The sequence below is a fragment of the Moorena sp. SIO4A5 genome (assembly GCF_010672005.1).
Lineage (GTDB): Bacteria > Cyanobacteriota > Cyanobacteriia > Cyanobacteriales > Coleofasciculaceae > Moorena.
Genome location: NZ_JAAHHZ010000007.1, coordinates 1 through 14,643, shown reverse-complemented (window position 1 = coordinate 14,643; position 14,643 = coordinate 1). Strand labels below are relative to the sequence as shown.

15 protein-coding genes are annotated in these 14,643 nt (G+C 43.9%); 7 read left to right on the top strand and 8 right to left on the bottom strand.

The annotated features are described in order from the left end of the window. Positions 1-19 precede the first annotated feature (19 nt). From pstA to F6K57_RS05290, 3 genes are all read right to left on the bottom strand, one after another. Positions 20-928 carry a phosphate ABC transporter permease PstA gene (pstA, locus tag F6K57_RS05300; RefSeq protein ID WP_293065491.1) on the bottom strand — a complete coding sequence of 303 codons (909 nt, stop codon included), beginning with the start codon at positions 926-928 and terminating at the stop codon, positions 20-22. Further along, on the bottom strand, positions 928-1,935 hold the full coding sequence (gene pstC / locus F6K57_RS05295; protein ID WP_293042737.1) for a phosphate ABC transporter permease subunit PstC: 1,008 nt from the start codon (positions 1,933-1,935) through the stop codon (positions 928-930). Before pstC ends, pstA begins: the two co-directional genes overlap by 1 nt. A gap of 282 nt (positions 1,936-2,217) precedes the next feature. Further along, positions 2,218-3,186, bottom strand: coding sequence for a PstS family phosphate ABC transporter substrate-binding protein (locus F6K57_RS05290; RefSeq protein WP_293021858.1), 969 nt, complete (start codon positions 3,184-3,186; stop codon positions 2,218-2,220). Between the two features lie 206 nt (positions 3,187-3,392). Here F6K57_RS05290 and bioB point away from each other — a divergent pair, with 206 nt between their 5' ends. The 4 genes from bioB (at position 3,393) to F6K57_RS05270 (ending at position 7,245) form a co-directional block, all read left to right on the top strand. Further along, a complete protein-coding gene (bioB, locus tag F6K57_RS05285; RefSeq protein WP_293065624.1) occupies positions 3,393-4,550 on the top strand; it encodes a biotin synthase BioB in 1,158 nt (385 codons plus the stop codon). 15 nt (positions 4,551-4,565) lie between these two features. After that, positions 4,566-5,150, top strand: coding sequence for a biotin transporter BioY (locus F6K57_RS05280; RefSeq protein ID WP_293021857.1), 585 nt, complete (start codon positions 4,566-4,568; stop codon positions 5,148-5,150). A gap of 232 nt (positions 5,151-5,382) precedes the next feature. Then, entirely contained in the window at positions 5,383-5,886 is a 504-nt protein-coding gene (gene lspA / locus F6K57_RS05275) for a signal peptidase II (protein ID WP_293048376.1), read from the top strand. An 852-nt stretch (positions 5,887-6,738) separates the two neighbouring features. After that, on the top strand, positions 6,739-7,245 hold the full coding sequence (locus F6K57_RS05270; RefSeq protein ID WP_070393137.1) for a transcriptional repressor: 507 nt from the start codon (positions 6,739-6,741) through the stop codon (positions 7,243-7,245). A gap of 49 nt (positions 7,246-7,294) precedes the next feature. On the opposite strand, the gene F6K57_RS05265 is transcribed toward F6K57_RS05270, so the two are convergent. Both F6K57_RS05265 and F6K57_RS05260 read right to left on the bottom strand, forming a co-directional pair. Continuing rightward, positions 7,295-8,314, bottom strand: a complete 1,020-nt coding sequence (locus tag F6K57_RS05265; protein WP_293065486.1) for a dipeptide ABC transporter ATP-binding protein — start codon at positions 8,312-8,314, stop codon at positions 7,295-7,297. Positions 8,315-8,408: 94 nt separating this feature from the next. Continuing rightward, entirely contained in the window at positions 8,409-9,023 is a 615-nt protein-coding gene (locus tag F6K57_RS05260; RefSeq protein ID WP_293065483.1) for a TetR/AcrR family transcriptional regulator, read from the bottom strand. A 229-nt stretch (positions 9,024-9,252) separates the two neighbouring features. On the opposite strand from F6K57_RS05260, the gene F6K57_RS05255 reads away from it, so the two are divergent. The 3 genes from F6K57_RS05255 (at position 9,253) to F6K57_RS05245 (ending at position 13,285) form a co-directional block, all read left to right on the top strand. After that, positions 9,253-9,849 carry a hypothetical protein gene (locus F6K57_RS05255; RefSeq protein WP_293021846.1) on the top strand — a complete coding sequence of 199 codons (597 nt, stop codon included), beginning with the start codon at positions 9,253-9,255 and terminating at the stop codon, positions 9,847-9,849. Between the two features lie 61 nt (positions 9,850-9,910). After that, a complete protein-coding gene (locus F6K57_RS05250) occupies positions 9,911-10,429 on the top strand; it encodes a hypothetical protein (RefSeq protein WP_293065480.1) in 519 nt (172 codons plus the stop codon). 432 nt (positions 10,430-10,861) lie between these two features. Further along, positions 10,862-13,285, top strand: coding sequence for an ATP-binding cassette domain-containing protein (locus F6K57_RS05245; protein ID WP_293065477.1), 2,424 nt, complete (start codon positions 10,862-10,864; stop codon positions 13,283-13,285). Here F6K57_RS05245 and F6K57_RS05240 read toward each other — a convergent pair. The 3 genes from F6K57_RS05240 to F6K57_RS41865 form a co-directional block, all read right to left on the bottom strand. Then, the gene (locus tag F6K57_RS05240; RefSeq protein WP_293065474.1) at positions 13,203-13,427 is read right to left on the bottom strand and encodes a hypothetical protein; all 225 of its coding nucleotides are present in this window, start codon (positions 13,425-13,427) and stop codon (positions 13,203-13,205) included. The two genes, F6K57_RS05245 and F6K57_RS05240, sit on opposite strands and share 83 nt — an antisense overlap. A gap of 150 nt (positions 13,428-13,577) precedes the next feature. Further along, positions 13,578-13,973, bottom strand: a complete 396-nt coding sequence (locus F6K57_RS05235; protein ID WP_293065471.1) for a DUF5615 family PIN-like protein — start codon at positions 13,971-13,973, stop codon at positions 13,578-13,580. Next, positions 13,970-14,643, bottom strand: a 674-nt coding sequence (locus F6K57_RS41865; RefSeq protein WP_364301400.1) for a DUF433 domain-containing protein, incomplete at its 5' end; no start/stop codon positions are given. The genes F6K57_RS41865 and F6K57_RS05235, both read right to left, overlap by 4 nt.

The following is a 14,643-nucleotide window of genomic DNA, read 5'->3' as shown; positions in this document are numbered from 1 at the left end:
TAGTGGGGATATTGACTTTTTATCTATTGCTTTGGAATTTATTGCGCAGGAAAATTGCTCCGGCATTCATGACCAACAGCACTACTATCAACATAACAATTCCCGCAGCCGCGTTAGTGTGGAAGGCTTCTTGGGGACGGGATATCCAGTTGTAAACTTGAATTGGCAGTGCAGTAAATGGATCTTGTGGATTCATGGGCGGCCTGGTAATAAAGCTCAATGCTCCGATAGTGATTAAAGGAGCAGTTTCCCCAATTGCCCTTGACAGTGCCAAAATGGTTCCTGTCAGGATACCAGGTAAAGCGAGAGGAAAAATATGCTCTCGAATCACTTGCCAGCGAGTTGCTCCTAAGGCATAACCCGCTTGACGCAAACTATTGGGAATTGCCCGTAGACTTTCACGGGTGGCAACAATAATGATGGGCAGAATTAACAAGGACAGGGTTAGGGAACCAGTTAGTATGCTCCTACCATTAGTAATGGGTTCCAACCACCGGACAAATACTTGTAAACCCAATAAGCCGTAAATAATTGAAGGTACAGCAGCTAGGTTAGCGATGTTGATTTCAATAATCTGGGTCAACAGGTTGTCAGTGGCATATTCTTCTAAGAAAATACCTGCCCCTACTCCCAAGGGAAAAGAGACCATTGCTGTTATCACCAACAGCCAGACACTACCGATTAAAGGAGGAAAAATACCGGCTTGGTCTGGTTTACGGGAGGGAGGACTGGTGATAAATTGCCAATCGAGCCGGGGCAGACCATCCCTAAAAACATCAATCAGCAATACTGCGAGTATGGCTAGCCCAAAAAAGATGCCAACCCAGGCAGCAAAGGCGAAGATTTTATCAAAGTTGTAGCGCTTGGTTAGCGCCAGGTTGAAGTAACCTGGGGAATCGTCTCCTAGAGGTTTTAGGTCTTGTGCCATTAGTCGTATTTCTCCCGGAAGCGACGGACAAACCAAAAGCTAAAGATATTTAGGGCTAAGGTCAGTAAGAACAGGGTCATGCCTACAGAAAAAATAGTTTTGTAGGCTAGGGAACCTGCTGGTGTATCTCCTAAGCTTACCTGAACAATATAGGCTGTCATGGTCATCACTGGTACTAGGGGATTCAGTCCCAAGGTGGGATTTTGACCCGCAGCGATGCTAACAATCATGGTTTCACCGACAGCACGGGAAACCGCTAGTACGAAGGAAGCAACAATTCCAGATAATGCTGCTGGTATTACTACTCCGATAATGGTTTCTCGTTTAGTTGCCCCCAAGGCATAAGCACCTTGTCTTAAGCTATTGGGTACAGCATAGATAGCATCTTCACTGAGGGAAGCTATCATAGGAATAATGGCTATTCCTAAAACAATCCCAGCGCTTAAGGCATTGAATCCTTGTAAATCTGGAATAGCAAATGACTCCGGAATAGGTATAACCCGACCCATCAATGCTATAACCCAATTAATAAAACCAATAAAATCTCTTAAGAAAGGGCTAACTACCATCAGAGCGAAGTAACCAAATACTACCGTAGGAACCCCTGCTAATATTTCTAGGGCAGGTTTGAGCCAGCGACGGATACCACTAGATGCATATTCACTCAAGTAGATAGCTGCAAGCAATCCCAGAGGTAATGCCACCATCAGCGCGATTACAGAGGTCAGGAAGGTGGCACTAATCAGCACAAAAATGCCAAACTTCGGATTAGGAAACAAGGGAGTCCATGCTTTATCAGTAAGGAATTTCAAGAGTGATACTTCTTGGAAAAATCCTACTGTTTCAAATATTAGGGTTAGAACAATGCCGATGGTAGTTGCGACAGAAACCAAGGCAAAGGTAGCAAAAATTATTTTTACTACCAGTTCTACCCGCTTGTTTAACTGCCGGTTTGGTCGAAACATCTCAGAGTCTGATGACTCAAAAGATGAGGGAGTGGTAGACATCAGTAAAGTATTAAGTGTGAAGGAGCAAGTTTGAAGGAGCAAGTGTGTTCGCTTGATAGCATTATATTAGGGTAGGATGCAGTGCGAATGCTAAAGGATAAAGGATGAAGGCTCAATTGTGATAAATTAAGTGTGAGGAATCAAGTGTGAGGAATGAAATAATTCTACTCATAGGTGTAGTGGTGATATCTATCAAGGTGACTTACAAGGTGACTTAGCAACTTGGTTCTTTTCAGCCTTCAGCCTTCAGCCTTCATCCTTTAATGCATCCTTTACTATTATTTATTTCCCTTTCATCAATAGCTGTTTCACTTTGGAGCCTTTAGGAGCATTAGAAAAGACTGTACCAACTTTGCCGTCGCTAAAGCGCTTCCTCACCAGCATCATAATATCTTCTGGCATGGGAACATAGCCAACTTCTGAAATTAATTTGGAATTTGCTGCTGCCAACTGATACTCTACAAATGCTTTAACTTCAGGTTGAGTTGCCGCCTCTTTATTGACGTAGATAAACTCTGGGCGAGCTAGAGGTTTGTAACTTCCATCGGCAATAGTTGCTGTGCTAGGAGCAATGCAACCACTTCCTCCATTAATCTTTAAAAGTTTGAGTTTATCTTTGTTTTCTTCGTAGTAGGCGTAACCAAAGAAGGCTAGTCCACCCTTATCATTCGATACCCCTTGAACAAGCAAATTGTCATCTTCACTAGCGGTATAGTCGCCCCGAGAGCCCTTGTCTTTACCAACCGTGTTTTCCATAAAGTAGTCATAGGTTCCCGAGTCAGTTCCTGGGCCATAAAGTCCTAGTTTGGTATCAGGGAAACCAGGACGAATTTGCTTCCAGTTTTTGATTTTGTCTTGAGCTGCTGGCTCCCACATTTTTTTGAGTTCAGAAATTTTTAGGCAGCTAGCAAAGTTATTTTCTTTGTTAACTACTACAGAGAGTCCATCAAAGGCGATGGGTAATTCGATGTACTCAATTCCTCCCTTCTTGCAAAGTTCTATTTCTGATTCTTTGATCGGACGGGAGCCGTTGGAAATATGGGTTTCTCCAGCACAAAATTTCTTGAATCCACCACCAGTACCAGAGACACCGACATTAACAAGGATTCCCGGATTGGCTTTCTGGAACTCTTCCGCCATTGCCTCAGAGATGGGAAATACAGTGCTGGAACCATCCACCTTAACTTTAGGGCTTGAACCACCACAGGAGGTAATCCCCATGGCTAAGGTGGTGATCAATGCTATTGACAATGAATAATTCTTTTGAGACAACATGGAATTGGCTTGATTTTTTTAGGCGTCACAGCCGGAGTGTACCGCTCTACCATAAAGAGTTGGTTAAGCATTAGGTTAAATTATAATTAAGAAAAGGTTAAATTTTGAGTTGGTGTAGTAGGTTTCACTAGCTAACTTACTCTAAGGTGGTATAGTGAGGGGTGCCTTTAAAGCTGAGATATGTGGGAGATACTGTGGTTCAAGCACCTTTGTCAACTGCTGTAGGTGTATCTGTAGATTTATCAAGTACACCAGCAAGTACACCAGCAAGTACACCAGAAAAATGCTCAACATCCCCAGCATCCCTGAATCAGTGGCTGCAAAAGCTAACTCAGGGGATTATTGCAGGCGATCGCATTACTAGAGAGCAAGCCTTAGCCCTGACCAAACTGGAAGGGCAGGATAATATATTGCTGCTGTGCCAAGCAGCTGACAAAGTGCGCCAAGCCTGCTGTGGTAATACGGTGGATTTGTGTAGTATCGTCAATGTCAAATCTGGTGGTTGCTCAGAAAATTGTGGCTTCTGTGCCCAGTCGGCTCACCATCCTGGCGTTGATTCCCCGATTTATGGTCTTAAGTCTAAGCAAGAGATAATGGCTCAAGCTAAGGCAGCTGAAGCGGCTGGAGCCAAACGTTTTTGCCTAGTGAGTCAGGGACGTGGACCAAAGTACAGTAGTCCTAAATCGAAAGAGTTTGAACAAATTCTGGAAACGGTACGGGAGATTATTGCCGAAACAAGCATTAAGCCTTGCTGTGCTTTGGGAGAAGTCACCTCGGAACAAGCCCAAGCCCTGAAAGAAGCTGGGGTAACTCGCTACAACCACAACTTAGAAACCTCAGAGCGGTTTTTCCCAGAAATTGTCACTACTCACAGCTGGCGCGATCGCGTCGAGACGATCCAGAACTTGAAATCAGTGGGGATTCAAGCCTGCACTGGTGGGATTATGGGCATGGGGGAAAGCTGGGCAGACCGAGTGGATTTAGCTCTAGCCCTGCGGGAGTTAAAGGTGGAATCAGTACCTCTGAATTTGCTCAATCCTCGCTCGGGAACCCCTTTGGGAGAATCTGGGAAGCTAGACCCCTATGAAGCACTAAAAGCGATCGCAATTTTCCGGATGATCCTACCTGAGCAAATCCTGCGCTATGCTGGTGGGCGAGAAGCTGTGATGGGTGAATTGCAGGCAAAAGGGCTAAAATCCGGAATCAATGCTATGCTGATTGGACACTACCTCACCACTCTGGGACAGCCACCAGAGCAAGACCACGCTATGCTGGACTCTTTGGGTCTAACCGGTGGTGAAGCTCCGATTCCCGGAGAATATAACTCCCAGAATAAATAGATTATCGATGTAACTGTGTCTGCTCCCAATGAGATTTTGTGGGCCATAATTGGTTTGCTGCTGACCATCGGCGGCACGTTTCTAGAAGCCTTCTTTGTCTCCAATCCACCCTGGGATTGGTCAACTCAAGGTGTTCAAACTATATCCTTAGGGGTTACCTATCAGATTGGAGCAGTCCTACTAGCTGCTTGTTTAGGAGGCAGAAATGCTGGTGCTCTTTCTCAAATTGCCTATGTTGTCATCGGCTTGAACCTGCCAGTCTTTACTCAAGGTGGAGGTATTGGCTATATCAAAGAACCGAGCTTTGGATACATACTAGGCTTTATTGCTGGAGCCTGGGTGTGTGGTTTTTTAGCCTTTCGGGTACAAGCACGAGTCGAAACATTGGCCTTTAGCTGCCTGTGTGGTCTACTAACCATCCATACCTATGGTGTCGGCTATTTGATGATTTTCCACGGCATCAATTGGTCAGTGCTTGGGGCTATGCCTCTCATGGAAGCGATCATGAAATATACCATTTCGCCTTTACCGAGTCAGCTAGTGGTAGTTTGTTCTGTCACCGTTGTGGCATTTGCTCTACGGCAGTTAATGTTTTATTAAAAGTCATTGGTCAAAATACAATTGTTAATTGATAAGGGTTAATTAACAAAAAACTAATCACTAAAGGACTTACCCACCCTTGATGCGTAAAACGACTTTGACACTCCCTACTCCCTACTCCCTACTCCCTACTCCCTACTCCCTACTCCCTACTCCCTACTCCCTACTCCCTACTCCCTACTCCTAGTAAGTACCTGACCCAATCAATAAATGCTATCATGACTAATGACTAATGAAAAAAAACCCCCTGTGTTGGTTTGCTGCTGCTATTGGTCTGATTCTGGATCAGCTGACTAAATATTGGGTGGTGCAGAATTTTGAATTGGATGAGACTCTACCCCTGTGGCAAGGAGTGTTTCACTTTACCTATGTGACTAATACTGGTGCCGCTTTCAGTCTCTTTAGTGAAGACGGCAGCTGGTTACGCTGGCTTTCCTTAGCTGTGAGTCTTGGTTTAATCGGCCTAGCTTGGTTTGGGCCAAAGCTGATTAGGTTGGAACAGCTTGGTTATGGCTTCATACTGGGAGGAGCATTAGGGAATGGCATAGACCGTTTTTTCAACAGTTGTTTGGTAGATAACCAGACAGTCACGGGTTGCGTTGTGGATTTCCTCCATTTTCGGTTGATTAACTTTCCGGTATTTAATGTGGCCGATGTGTGTATCAACCTAGGTATTGTCTGCTTACTTATTGCAAGTTTTAAGCATCAATCGCCAAAATCTAGGGAGAGGGGTTAGTAAACAGCACAAGAAAACGTCGCAGAGTCTACCAAAAACTCCTCAGGGGGTGACAAGCTAATTGAAAATCTTACAGGGGTTAGGTTTTAGGGGTTAGGTGTTAGGTAAAATTGTCAAGCGGGATGGATTGATTAAAACTATCATTGACGTTGTATGGTGAAAATTGCTTCAATTCCTGGGAAATACAAATGACTCATTGCTGTAATTTCCCCAATACCTAAAACCTAAAACCTAACACCTATCTAGGTTTGAGCTTTGTTGTCACCCCGTGAGCAAAAACTCTTATTATTTGTTAGACTTAAATTAGGGTAACACCGACAGGGATTATTATGTAACTTAAATTAAAGCCGAAAACCAAGGGTTTAATAGTTGCGCTCTCTATCCCGGTGGAACCAACTTTGTTGACATTTTTATGGCGCTCGCGGGATATTCCGTTAGAGCTTTGGGAGATACCCCCTGGATGTGAAAGCATCTTGCATTGGCGGACTAAAGTTTATCTTGGTAGACTTTGGTAGCTAAAAAGTATCGGGCAATAACATAGTCATAACATACAAGCCACAATACACAAGGGTTATGGTCAATCTGCTTCCCTAACCCTGTTCCCTGTCTTCCCTCTGTTCCCCCTTTTTCAGTTATTCGCCCTTTTCCTAACTTATTTGCCAAATCCCGATCGTAAAGCTGGATTTGGTATTTTCGTTGTATCCCTGTATCAGAGCTCGATCCGTGCCTGGCCTATTCTCAAAAGTAACCAATAATCCTTTACTATTTATTCTCAATTAGGAAATTTTCTTGCAAGTGAGAGAAATAATTATTTAATATTGTCAATAATGGCTCGTTTTTGAGAGGGTTACCATGGCTAACTATACTGCCGCTTCACTCAAGGCCGAACTCAATGCTCGAGGTTGGCGTATGACACCGCAACGGGAGACCATTCTCCACGTTTTCCAAAATTTACCGAGAGGAACCCATCTGAGTGCTGAGGAACTTCACGAATTGCTCGACCAACGAGGAGAAGGAATCAGCTTATCTACAATTTACCGTAGCGTTAAGTTAATGTCACGGATGGGCATCCTGCGGGAATTGGAATTGGCAGAAGGGCATAAACATTATGAACTCAATCAGCCTTTTCCCCATCATCACCATCATCTGGTATGTATTCAGTGTAACCAGACCGTTGAATTCAAGAATGACTCAATCTTGAAACAAGGGATGAGGCAGGTAGAAAAAGAAGGCTTGCAGCTAATTGATTGCCAGCTGACCATTCATACTATTTGCCCAGAAGCCCTGCGGATGGGATGGCCTTCGGCTCTACCGAGTAATTGGCGTTGCTCTCGATCCATTGCGATGGACGAACATTAGTTTTGTGAGTGGTTAGTCCTATGATAAGCGCTATACTAAGATCCTCTTGTCAATGGACTAAATGACAAGCAACATAATGTCCTCTACCTGCATCTTTAAACTCTGGTTCTGGGTCTTGCCGACAAGTATCCATTACCATAGGACAGCGAGTGTGAAACCGACAACCTTTCGGGGGATTGCTCGGGCTGGGTACATCCCCTGTTAGGATAATACGTTCCCGTTGACGCTCAAGTTCAGGGTCAGGAATTGGTACGGCTGAGATTAATGCTTGGGTATAGGGATGCAAGGGGTTCTCATATAAACAGACGCGATCTGCCAGTTCTACTATTTTGCCTAGGTACATTACTGCCACCCGGTCAGAAATGTGGCGCACTATACTTAAATCGTGAGCAATAAATAGATAAGTTAATCCAAATTCTGCTTGCAACGACTGCATCAAGTTAACCACTTGGGCTTGAATGGATACATCTAAAGCAGCAATCGGTTCATCACATACTATAAAGTCAGGGTTTAACGCTAAGGCGCGAGCAATCACAATCCGCTGACGCTGACCCCCAGAGAATTCGTGGGGATAGCGATTGATAAACTGGGGATTGAGTCCTACGACTTCTAGTAAGGACTGGACTCGTTCTTGTTTTTGTTTACCGGTGGCTAACCCATGAATTTGCAGGGGTTCACCGACAATACTTCCTACGGTCATCCTGGGATTGAGGGAGGCATAGGGGTCTTGAAAAATCATTTGCATCCGGCGGCGCATCTGGCGCAGGGATTCAGCGTCTAGCTGGGTTAGGTCGATATTTTCAAAGTAAACATGACCGGCTGTGGGACGGTATAGTTGTAGGATCGCTCGTCCAGTGGTACTTTTGCCACAGCCAGATTCTCCTACTAAGCCTAAGGTTTCGCCACGGTTGATCTGGAAGTTGAGTCCATCGACAGCTTTGATGGAGCCAATTTGCTTTTGCCAGATGATTCCTTGGGTGATAGGGAAGTGCATCTGTAGGTTTTCTATGTGTAACAGACTGTTGTTTTTTGGGTTGGGCTTGGGGTTGTCTAGCTGTGCTGCTGTCATGTGATTGTTTAATTCTTAATCGCAATCATATTAGCCTTTTGGTTAAGGTTCACATGCCATTGCTTTAATGTTTGACAATACAAACTTGTCTTGATTAGGAATTACCAGAGCCAGAAATAGCATGGGTAGACAGCAACTCGTTAACGTAGCGCCGAATTACAATCTGCTGCTGGTCAGGGCTAAGGCGTTTGGCTTGAATCAGGGAGTCGAGGCTAACCCCATTCACTAGGGCTAACAGGGCGTTGGCTTCTAACTCTGGCTCTATGTTAGCTCGAATCAGTTTGGCTGACTGTAGAGCTTTCAACTCTTGAATAATCACCTCACGGAGCTGAGCAGCACTCTGTTGATGCTCAGCCATCAAGGCTTCTCGTCCAATGGCATACCCCAAAAAAGCGACCCAGACCTTGAGAATATCTTGCCGTTGAGTGTCTAGTGGCAAAAACGCAGATAGCATTTCTACTAGTCGATCCACTCCCCTAGCGTGCTCTGTTGCAGTCTGCATGGTTTTTTGCAGACGCTGAGTTACTTGATTAAGGGCAAAGAGAATCAGCTCCTGCTTATCTCGAAAGTGGTGAGTAACAACTCCCGTGGTGCAACCCAGCTCTTGGGCGATCGCCCGCATACTGGTGCGATCTAACCCTTCTCGGACAATAACTCGCCAGGCGGCTTCAGAAACTTCAAGGCGGCGATCCTGTTGGGACATGAGCATCAAAGGGAACTATAGCAGAAGTCAGAAGTCAGAAGTCAGAAGTCAGAAGTAAAACTATTGCGCTTACTTAGGTTTGAGACTTTTGTCATGTCCGCGCCTGCCCTGCCGACTACTATAACCAGATATACACCAGATATAAAGTCGGACAGAAACACAGTGTCAATGTCTATTGACAGCTTATCATAACAGTTGTTATGTTAATAATAACAACTGTTATGAGGTTAGGTTAATGCACTCTGAGCTGACTTGTCCTTCCCCTCGCTCTGGTCTGAAAGGTTTGCTTGATCGCTTCACCGGACCAGGGGCAACCCAAGCTGAGTTGCTCATACAATTTGTACCGTCGCTGGTGGCTTTGGTAGCAGCTCCAACCTACGCCCTGACCCTCCCAATACAGTGGACCCCGTTGCAATTAGGACTGATCGCTGTTCTTGCCCTGGATTTAGTGGGGGGTGTCCTCACCAATGCTACCTCCACGGCTAAGCGTTGGTATCACCGACCGGAACAGGGTTGGCAGCAGCATTTAGGATTTGTGTCTGTTCATGTCATCCATGTCTTGTTAGTGGCCCTGCTCTTTCGTGGGGGAGATTGGGGATTCTTTATTGGTGTCTCCAGCTACCTGTTGGGGGCATCGGTCTTGATTTTGCGGTCTCCCCTTTATCTTCAACGTCCAGTGGCGCTAGGGCTTTACAGCTTAGGGCTGTTAGGCGATCGCTATCTATTTCCCCCAATTCCTGGTCTGGAATGGTTTCTGCCTTTGTTTTTTCTAAAAATATTGGTCAGTCATTTGCTTAAGGAAACCCCTTATCGCCCTAGGGAAACCCTATAAGATTTTCTGCGACTGATCTGTGATGTTCGACAGCAATAATTCTAGTTATGAGGTAATTACAATGACGATAACTATTAGACATCTGGTATCTGCACTCTTGGTTTTATCGTTTGGATTGTTGGCATCTCTTGTTCCTGGTGGTTTAATTGAAACAAGGAGTTTCTCACATATTGACCCGTTGATATTGGGTATATTTAATACCTTTTTAACTTCCCTAGTAATAGTCAGCCTTTTGATTGTTTACTTTATCTTCAAAGATTTGAAGTGGGCGTTCATTGTGTCTGGGTTATGTGGCATTTCCTATTTTATCGTATACGCCCTAGATTTAGGAACACTATTTCCAGTCTCGCCAGATCCCATGCCTCAGGCGCTATTTGTAATTGAAGTATTGGGAATGATTGTTTCTCTTCCTTTACTATTTATTTCTGTTCGCGGAGCTATGAATAGTAACAAGAGTAGTAACGATAAAGTAATAGCAAGCCAACCCTATTCAAAGACGTTTGTATATTTCGCTTTCTTTTTGGTTGTTGTTGGTGTTGGCATTATCACGTTTGCTACCAAATCCGCTATGGCTAGCTAACAGTGCCTAACATTCGTAAGTATTCAGCGGTCAGCTTTTGAATAACACAATTAACCATTATAGCGGTTTTCAATTAGGTGAGGTACATTTTTTGAGGGAGTAGGGAGCAGGGAGCAGGGAGCAGTGAAGTCAGAAGACGTAAGAGCTAAGAGCTAATAGGGTAAAAATCTTGTGTACCTCATTAGAATAAAAACCGCTATAGTTTAATCTGAGTTAAGGAAAGCTGACCGCTGACTGCTGACCGCTGACTGCTTAAGAATTAGAAGGAATAAGTTTGCTTTTTAGATCAATCCTATGTTTACATCTCAAATAAAAATTATCTAGCGTTTATAATAGCTATGAGGTACATTCAATTTTATTAGCCCACGGCCTTAGCTCCCTAAAACCCTAAGGGCGAGGTACCTCATCCGATTGAGAGTGCTATATATTACAATGATATATCTAGAGCTAAACAATCAAGGTCAAGTACTTCGTTTTTCTCTTGAGAAAGGATTTTATCGATTAGGACGCGATCGCACTTGGTCAGATTTCGATATTCCTGAAAAAGGCTGGACTATTGTCTCCCAACGCCATGCTTTTCTGCTTCAAGAGGGAGAGGATTATCGCATCTTTGATGGTGATGGGGCAAATCCTAGTACTAATGGAGTATTTGTTAACCACACTCGTATCACTGATGGGTATCTTCTCAAACATGGTGCGGAGTTGACTATTGGACAAAATCCTCGGGATTACATTCGCCTCACTTACTTTAATCCTGCCCATAGTCAACCAAGGGTTACGCCAAATAAACGGCAGCTTTCCTTGGCAACTGTTCAAAATTGGCCAGTGCAATTGGGTCGTTCTCCTAATCCTGAACTTTCCCACTGTTGGCAATTAGATGCACCTACAGTTTCCACCCTTCACGCTACCATTATCAAGATTTCAGCAAGCAATTATCAGATTAATAATTATAGCAGAAATGGTACCTTTGTTAATGACAAATTAATCCATAAACCTGTCTTACTTAAGGATGGGGATACGATTCGGATTGGTCCGTTTATATTACTGTTGAGGCAGGATACTTTAGAATTAGTTGACCAAGGGAATCAAATTCGGATTGATGCTGATAAATTGCTGCGCGAATTTAATTATAAATTAGGCAAAAAACGGACTATTCTGAATCAGGTTTCGATGCCCATTGAACCAGGTCAGTTAGTGGCGTTGGTAGGAGGTAGTGGTACTGGTAAATCTACGTTACTGAAAACGCTATTAGGAATTGCACCAATTACTAATGGTACTGTATTTATCAATGGCCAAGATTTGCGACAGCATTTTAATCAGTACCGCTCACAAATTGGCTATGTTCCCCAAGATGATATTGTGCATCGGGATTTAACGGTAAAAGAAGTACTAACCTATGCCTGTGAATTACGATTACCACCAGATACTGATGTGAAACAGGTGGTGAAGCAAACTTTGTCACAAGTCAAACTGGATTTTGTGAGAAACACTCTTGTGGGTAATCTCAGTGGGGGACAACGGAAACGAGTCAGTATTGCTGTGGAATTATTGGCTGATCCGAAACTGTTCTTTCTGGATGAGCCTACGTCTGGTCTAGATCCAGGACTGGATAAGGAAATGATGCAGCTATTGCGAGAATTAGCGAATCAGGGACGAACTGTGGTGCTGGTGACTCATGCTACTGCGAATATTGACGTATGCGATCGCATTGCTTTTATGGGTCGGGGTGGACGGTTGTGTTACTTTGGTCCTCCCACAGAAGCGATGGACTTTTTTAAGATGCCATCTCCAGACTTAAGATACTTCCCTGATATTTACCTGAAGCTAGAGCAAGGGGAAACACCGGAGGAACTTGAGCAGAATAGTGAAAACTGGCATCAGCGGTTTCTCAGCTCACCTGCTTACAAGACCTACATTTCAGCACACCTCAGTCCTGGTCAAAGGTTGCTATCGACGTCAATCCCTAGCAAAAGTGCTGGTATTCCTGTTTTCAAGCAACTCAAGCAACTCAAACTCAAGCAACTGCTGTTGCTCAGTCAGCGCTATCTAAAACTAGTAGTGCGGGATATGCGGAGTGTTGCCCTAGCATTACTAACTGCTCCCATTGGGATTAGCTTGATTATTCTCACCTTGTCAGGGAAAGACCCTTTAGCTCAACTGAATTCTCCAGAGATCTCCCAAGCACCTCTAGCGCTACGGGTACTGTTTATTTTTACCTGTGCTGCCCTTTGGGTAGGACTATCTAGTTCACTCCAAGAAATTGTGAAAGAGTCCAGTATTTATGCCAGAGAGCGACTGGTTAATTTAGGGTTATTTCCCTATCTTGGTTCCAAAGTATTGATTCGGTCTGGCTTAGCTATTTTACAAACTATCTTGATTGTTACTATTGTGCTCTATGGGTTTAAGTCACCTACCTCTGTACTACTGGATTGGAAAATTGGCTTGGGAATCACTACTTTTTTAACGATTATCGCTGCTACCAGTTTAGGTCTGATGGTATCGACATTGGTTAAAAATGAAAGTGAAGCCAATAATACTATACCATTAATTTTGCTACCACAGATTATTTTTTCTGGAGTTATTTTTAAACTAAAAGGATTAGCCAGTACACTATCTTGGCTGATGGTAAGTCGTTGGTCAATGGGAGCTTACGGTGCCCTGGTAAATGTGAATAGCATGGTACCAGAACAGTCTTCCAGGTTCGGATTAAAGCTTCCCCCTCCTCCCTTTGAAGCAACACCAGTTTATGATGCCACTTGGCAAAATTTGATTCTTAATTGGCTACTACTGTGCTTACACACAGGGGTTTATTTAATAATCGCTTTTCGATTACAGAAGCGGAAGGATATTTTCTAGAAGTCGGGAATCGGGAATCGGGAATCGGGAATCGGGAATCGGGAATCGGGAGTCGGGAATCGGGAATCGGGAATCGGGAGGAGATGTAGGGTGGGCAGTGCTTACCTTGATGATTTTTAGGTTTTAAATTTATCTGAGGCACTGCCCACCAGAGGATTAATTTTATAGTTAATTTACTGTCGGTGGGCAGTGCTTAATTTTAGGATTGTTAGGTTTTAAATTGGTTTTATGCACTGCCCACCCTACGATGAATTAATCTCTGATCATAATAACACTGGTTTCCAATGCTATCTTAGGGAATGAAGAGCCGACCTACTCCCATATAATTCTCGATGTCAATCACAATTTCAAGTAGCCGGTCTACACATTTATCCCGATAGGCTCCTTCATCCAAGACCCGATTAGCATTGCCAATTGTGATCACAGGAAGGGAATTAGAGTTGTTTTCTTCACGCAAAACCTTCTCCAATGCATCCTTACCTTTCATTCTTCGATTGGCTGTTAATATAATCATCTGATTGGCTTGAGCAAAGCGCCAAACAATTCGATCATTGCTATCGATTGCTAGCTCAACCTCTTGAAAGTAGACAAAACGGATGGGGAGAGTCTCAAGCCAACCTTGATTAGCAATGTTGCCTAACAAAACTTTTGCATGTCTCTCAAGATTGTGATCAATCAAGAAAATCATGCTTTCTGTCCGTGTCTTGCTTTCTGTTCCTGGAGTTTTGCCCACAACGCTTCTCGACCGGGTTTAGGGGGCATTGTTGCAATGCGAGCAAAGTGTTCTCGATTCCGTTGTTCCCAATACTGTCGGTTTTCCTGTTCCTCTTGCAAAATAGTTTGATACTCTGCTTCGACTTGGGTACGATTTTCTTCAATGTATGATAGTGCAGCGCTTACTTGTTCGTTAGTGAGGTTAAGAACATCCCCAATTAACTTGGGTGGATACTGAGCTGTGACATAATCCATCACATCGTAGAGAGTGATACGTGTTCCGGCAATGGTTAATCCCCATTCTGTGCGGATTATTATAGCTGTCTCTTTTGTTTTGAGGCATTCCTTGATAAATTTCTTGACACCAAGATAGAGCAGACTGTTTTGAGACTCTGGTTTACATAGGTCAATGTGATTCTCTGGTATGGCAACCGGCTTCACTTTTTCAATGCCGGGGTTGGCACTATCTGGGTCTACCACCAAAATCCCTTTGACAGGCTGAGTTTCATAGTAGACCTTTGTGGCAATGCCTAAACTCCGGACATTTTCTCGATACCATTCATTTAATTCCCGTAACTGAGGGGAATGAGCTTTGAGTTCCTTTACACTTACGGTGGTTTGTGTCAGAACGCTAATATTATCAA

What these genes read in the sequence shown, in the direction of transcription:
- F6K57_RS05260 (WP_293065483.1), bottom strand. Translation starts at nt 9,023, where the DNA reads ATGCTCATGTCCCAACAGGATCGCCGCCTTGAAGTTTCTGAAGCCGCC.
- F6K57_RS05255 (WP_293021846.1), top strand. Translation starts at nt 9,253, where the DNA reads ATGCACTCTGAGCTGACTTGTCCTTCCCCTCGCTCTGGTCTGAAAGGT.
- F6K57_RS05235 (WP_293065471.1), bottom strand. Translation starts at nt 13,973, where the DNA reads ATGATTTTCTTGATTGATCACAATCTTGAGAGACATGCAAAAGTTTTG.
- lspA (WP_293048376.1), top strand. Translation starts at nt 5,383, where the DNA reads ATGAAAAAAAACCCCCTGTGTTGGTTTGCTGCTGCTATTGGTCTGATT.
- pstA (WP_293065491.1), bottom strand. Translation starts at nt 928, where the DNA reads ATGGCACAAGACCTAAAACCTCTAGGAGACGATTCCCCAGGTTACTTC.
- F6K57_RS05250 (WP_293065480.1), top strand. Translation starts at nt 9,911, where the DNA reads ATGACGATAACTATTAGACATCTGGTATCTGCACTCTTGGTTTTATCG.
- F6K57_RS05245 (WP_293065477.1), top strand. Translation starts at nt 10,862, where the DNA reads ATGATATATCTAGAGCTAAACAATCAAGGTCAAGTACTTCGTTTTTCT.
- F6K57_RS05265 (WP_293065486.1), bottom strand. Translation starts at nt 8,314, where the DNA reads ATGACAGCAGCACAGCTAGACAACCCCAAGCCCAACCCAAAAAACAAC.
- F6K57_RS05270 (WP_070393137.1), top strand. Translation starts at nt 6,739, where the DNA reads ATGGCTAACTATACTGCCGCTTCACTCAAGGCCGAACTCAATGCTCGA.
- pstC (WP_293042737.1), bottom strand. Translation starts at nt 1,935, where the DNA reads ATGTCTACCACTCCCTCATCTTTTGAGTCATCAGACTCTGAGATGTTT.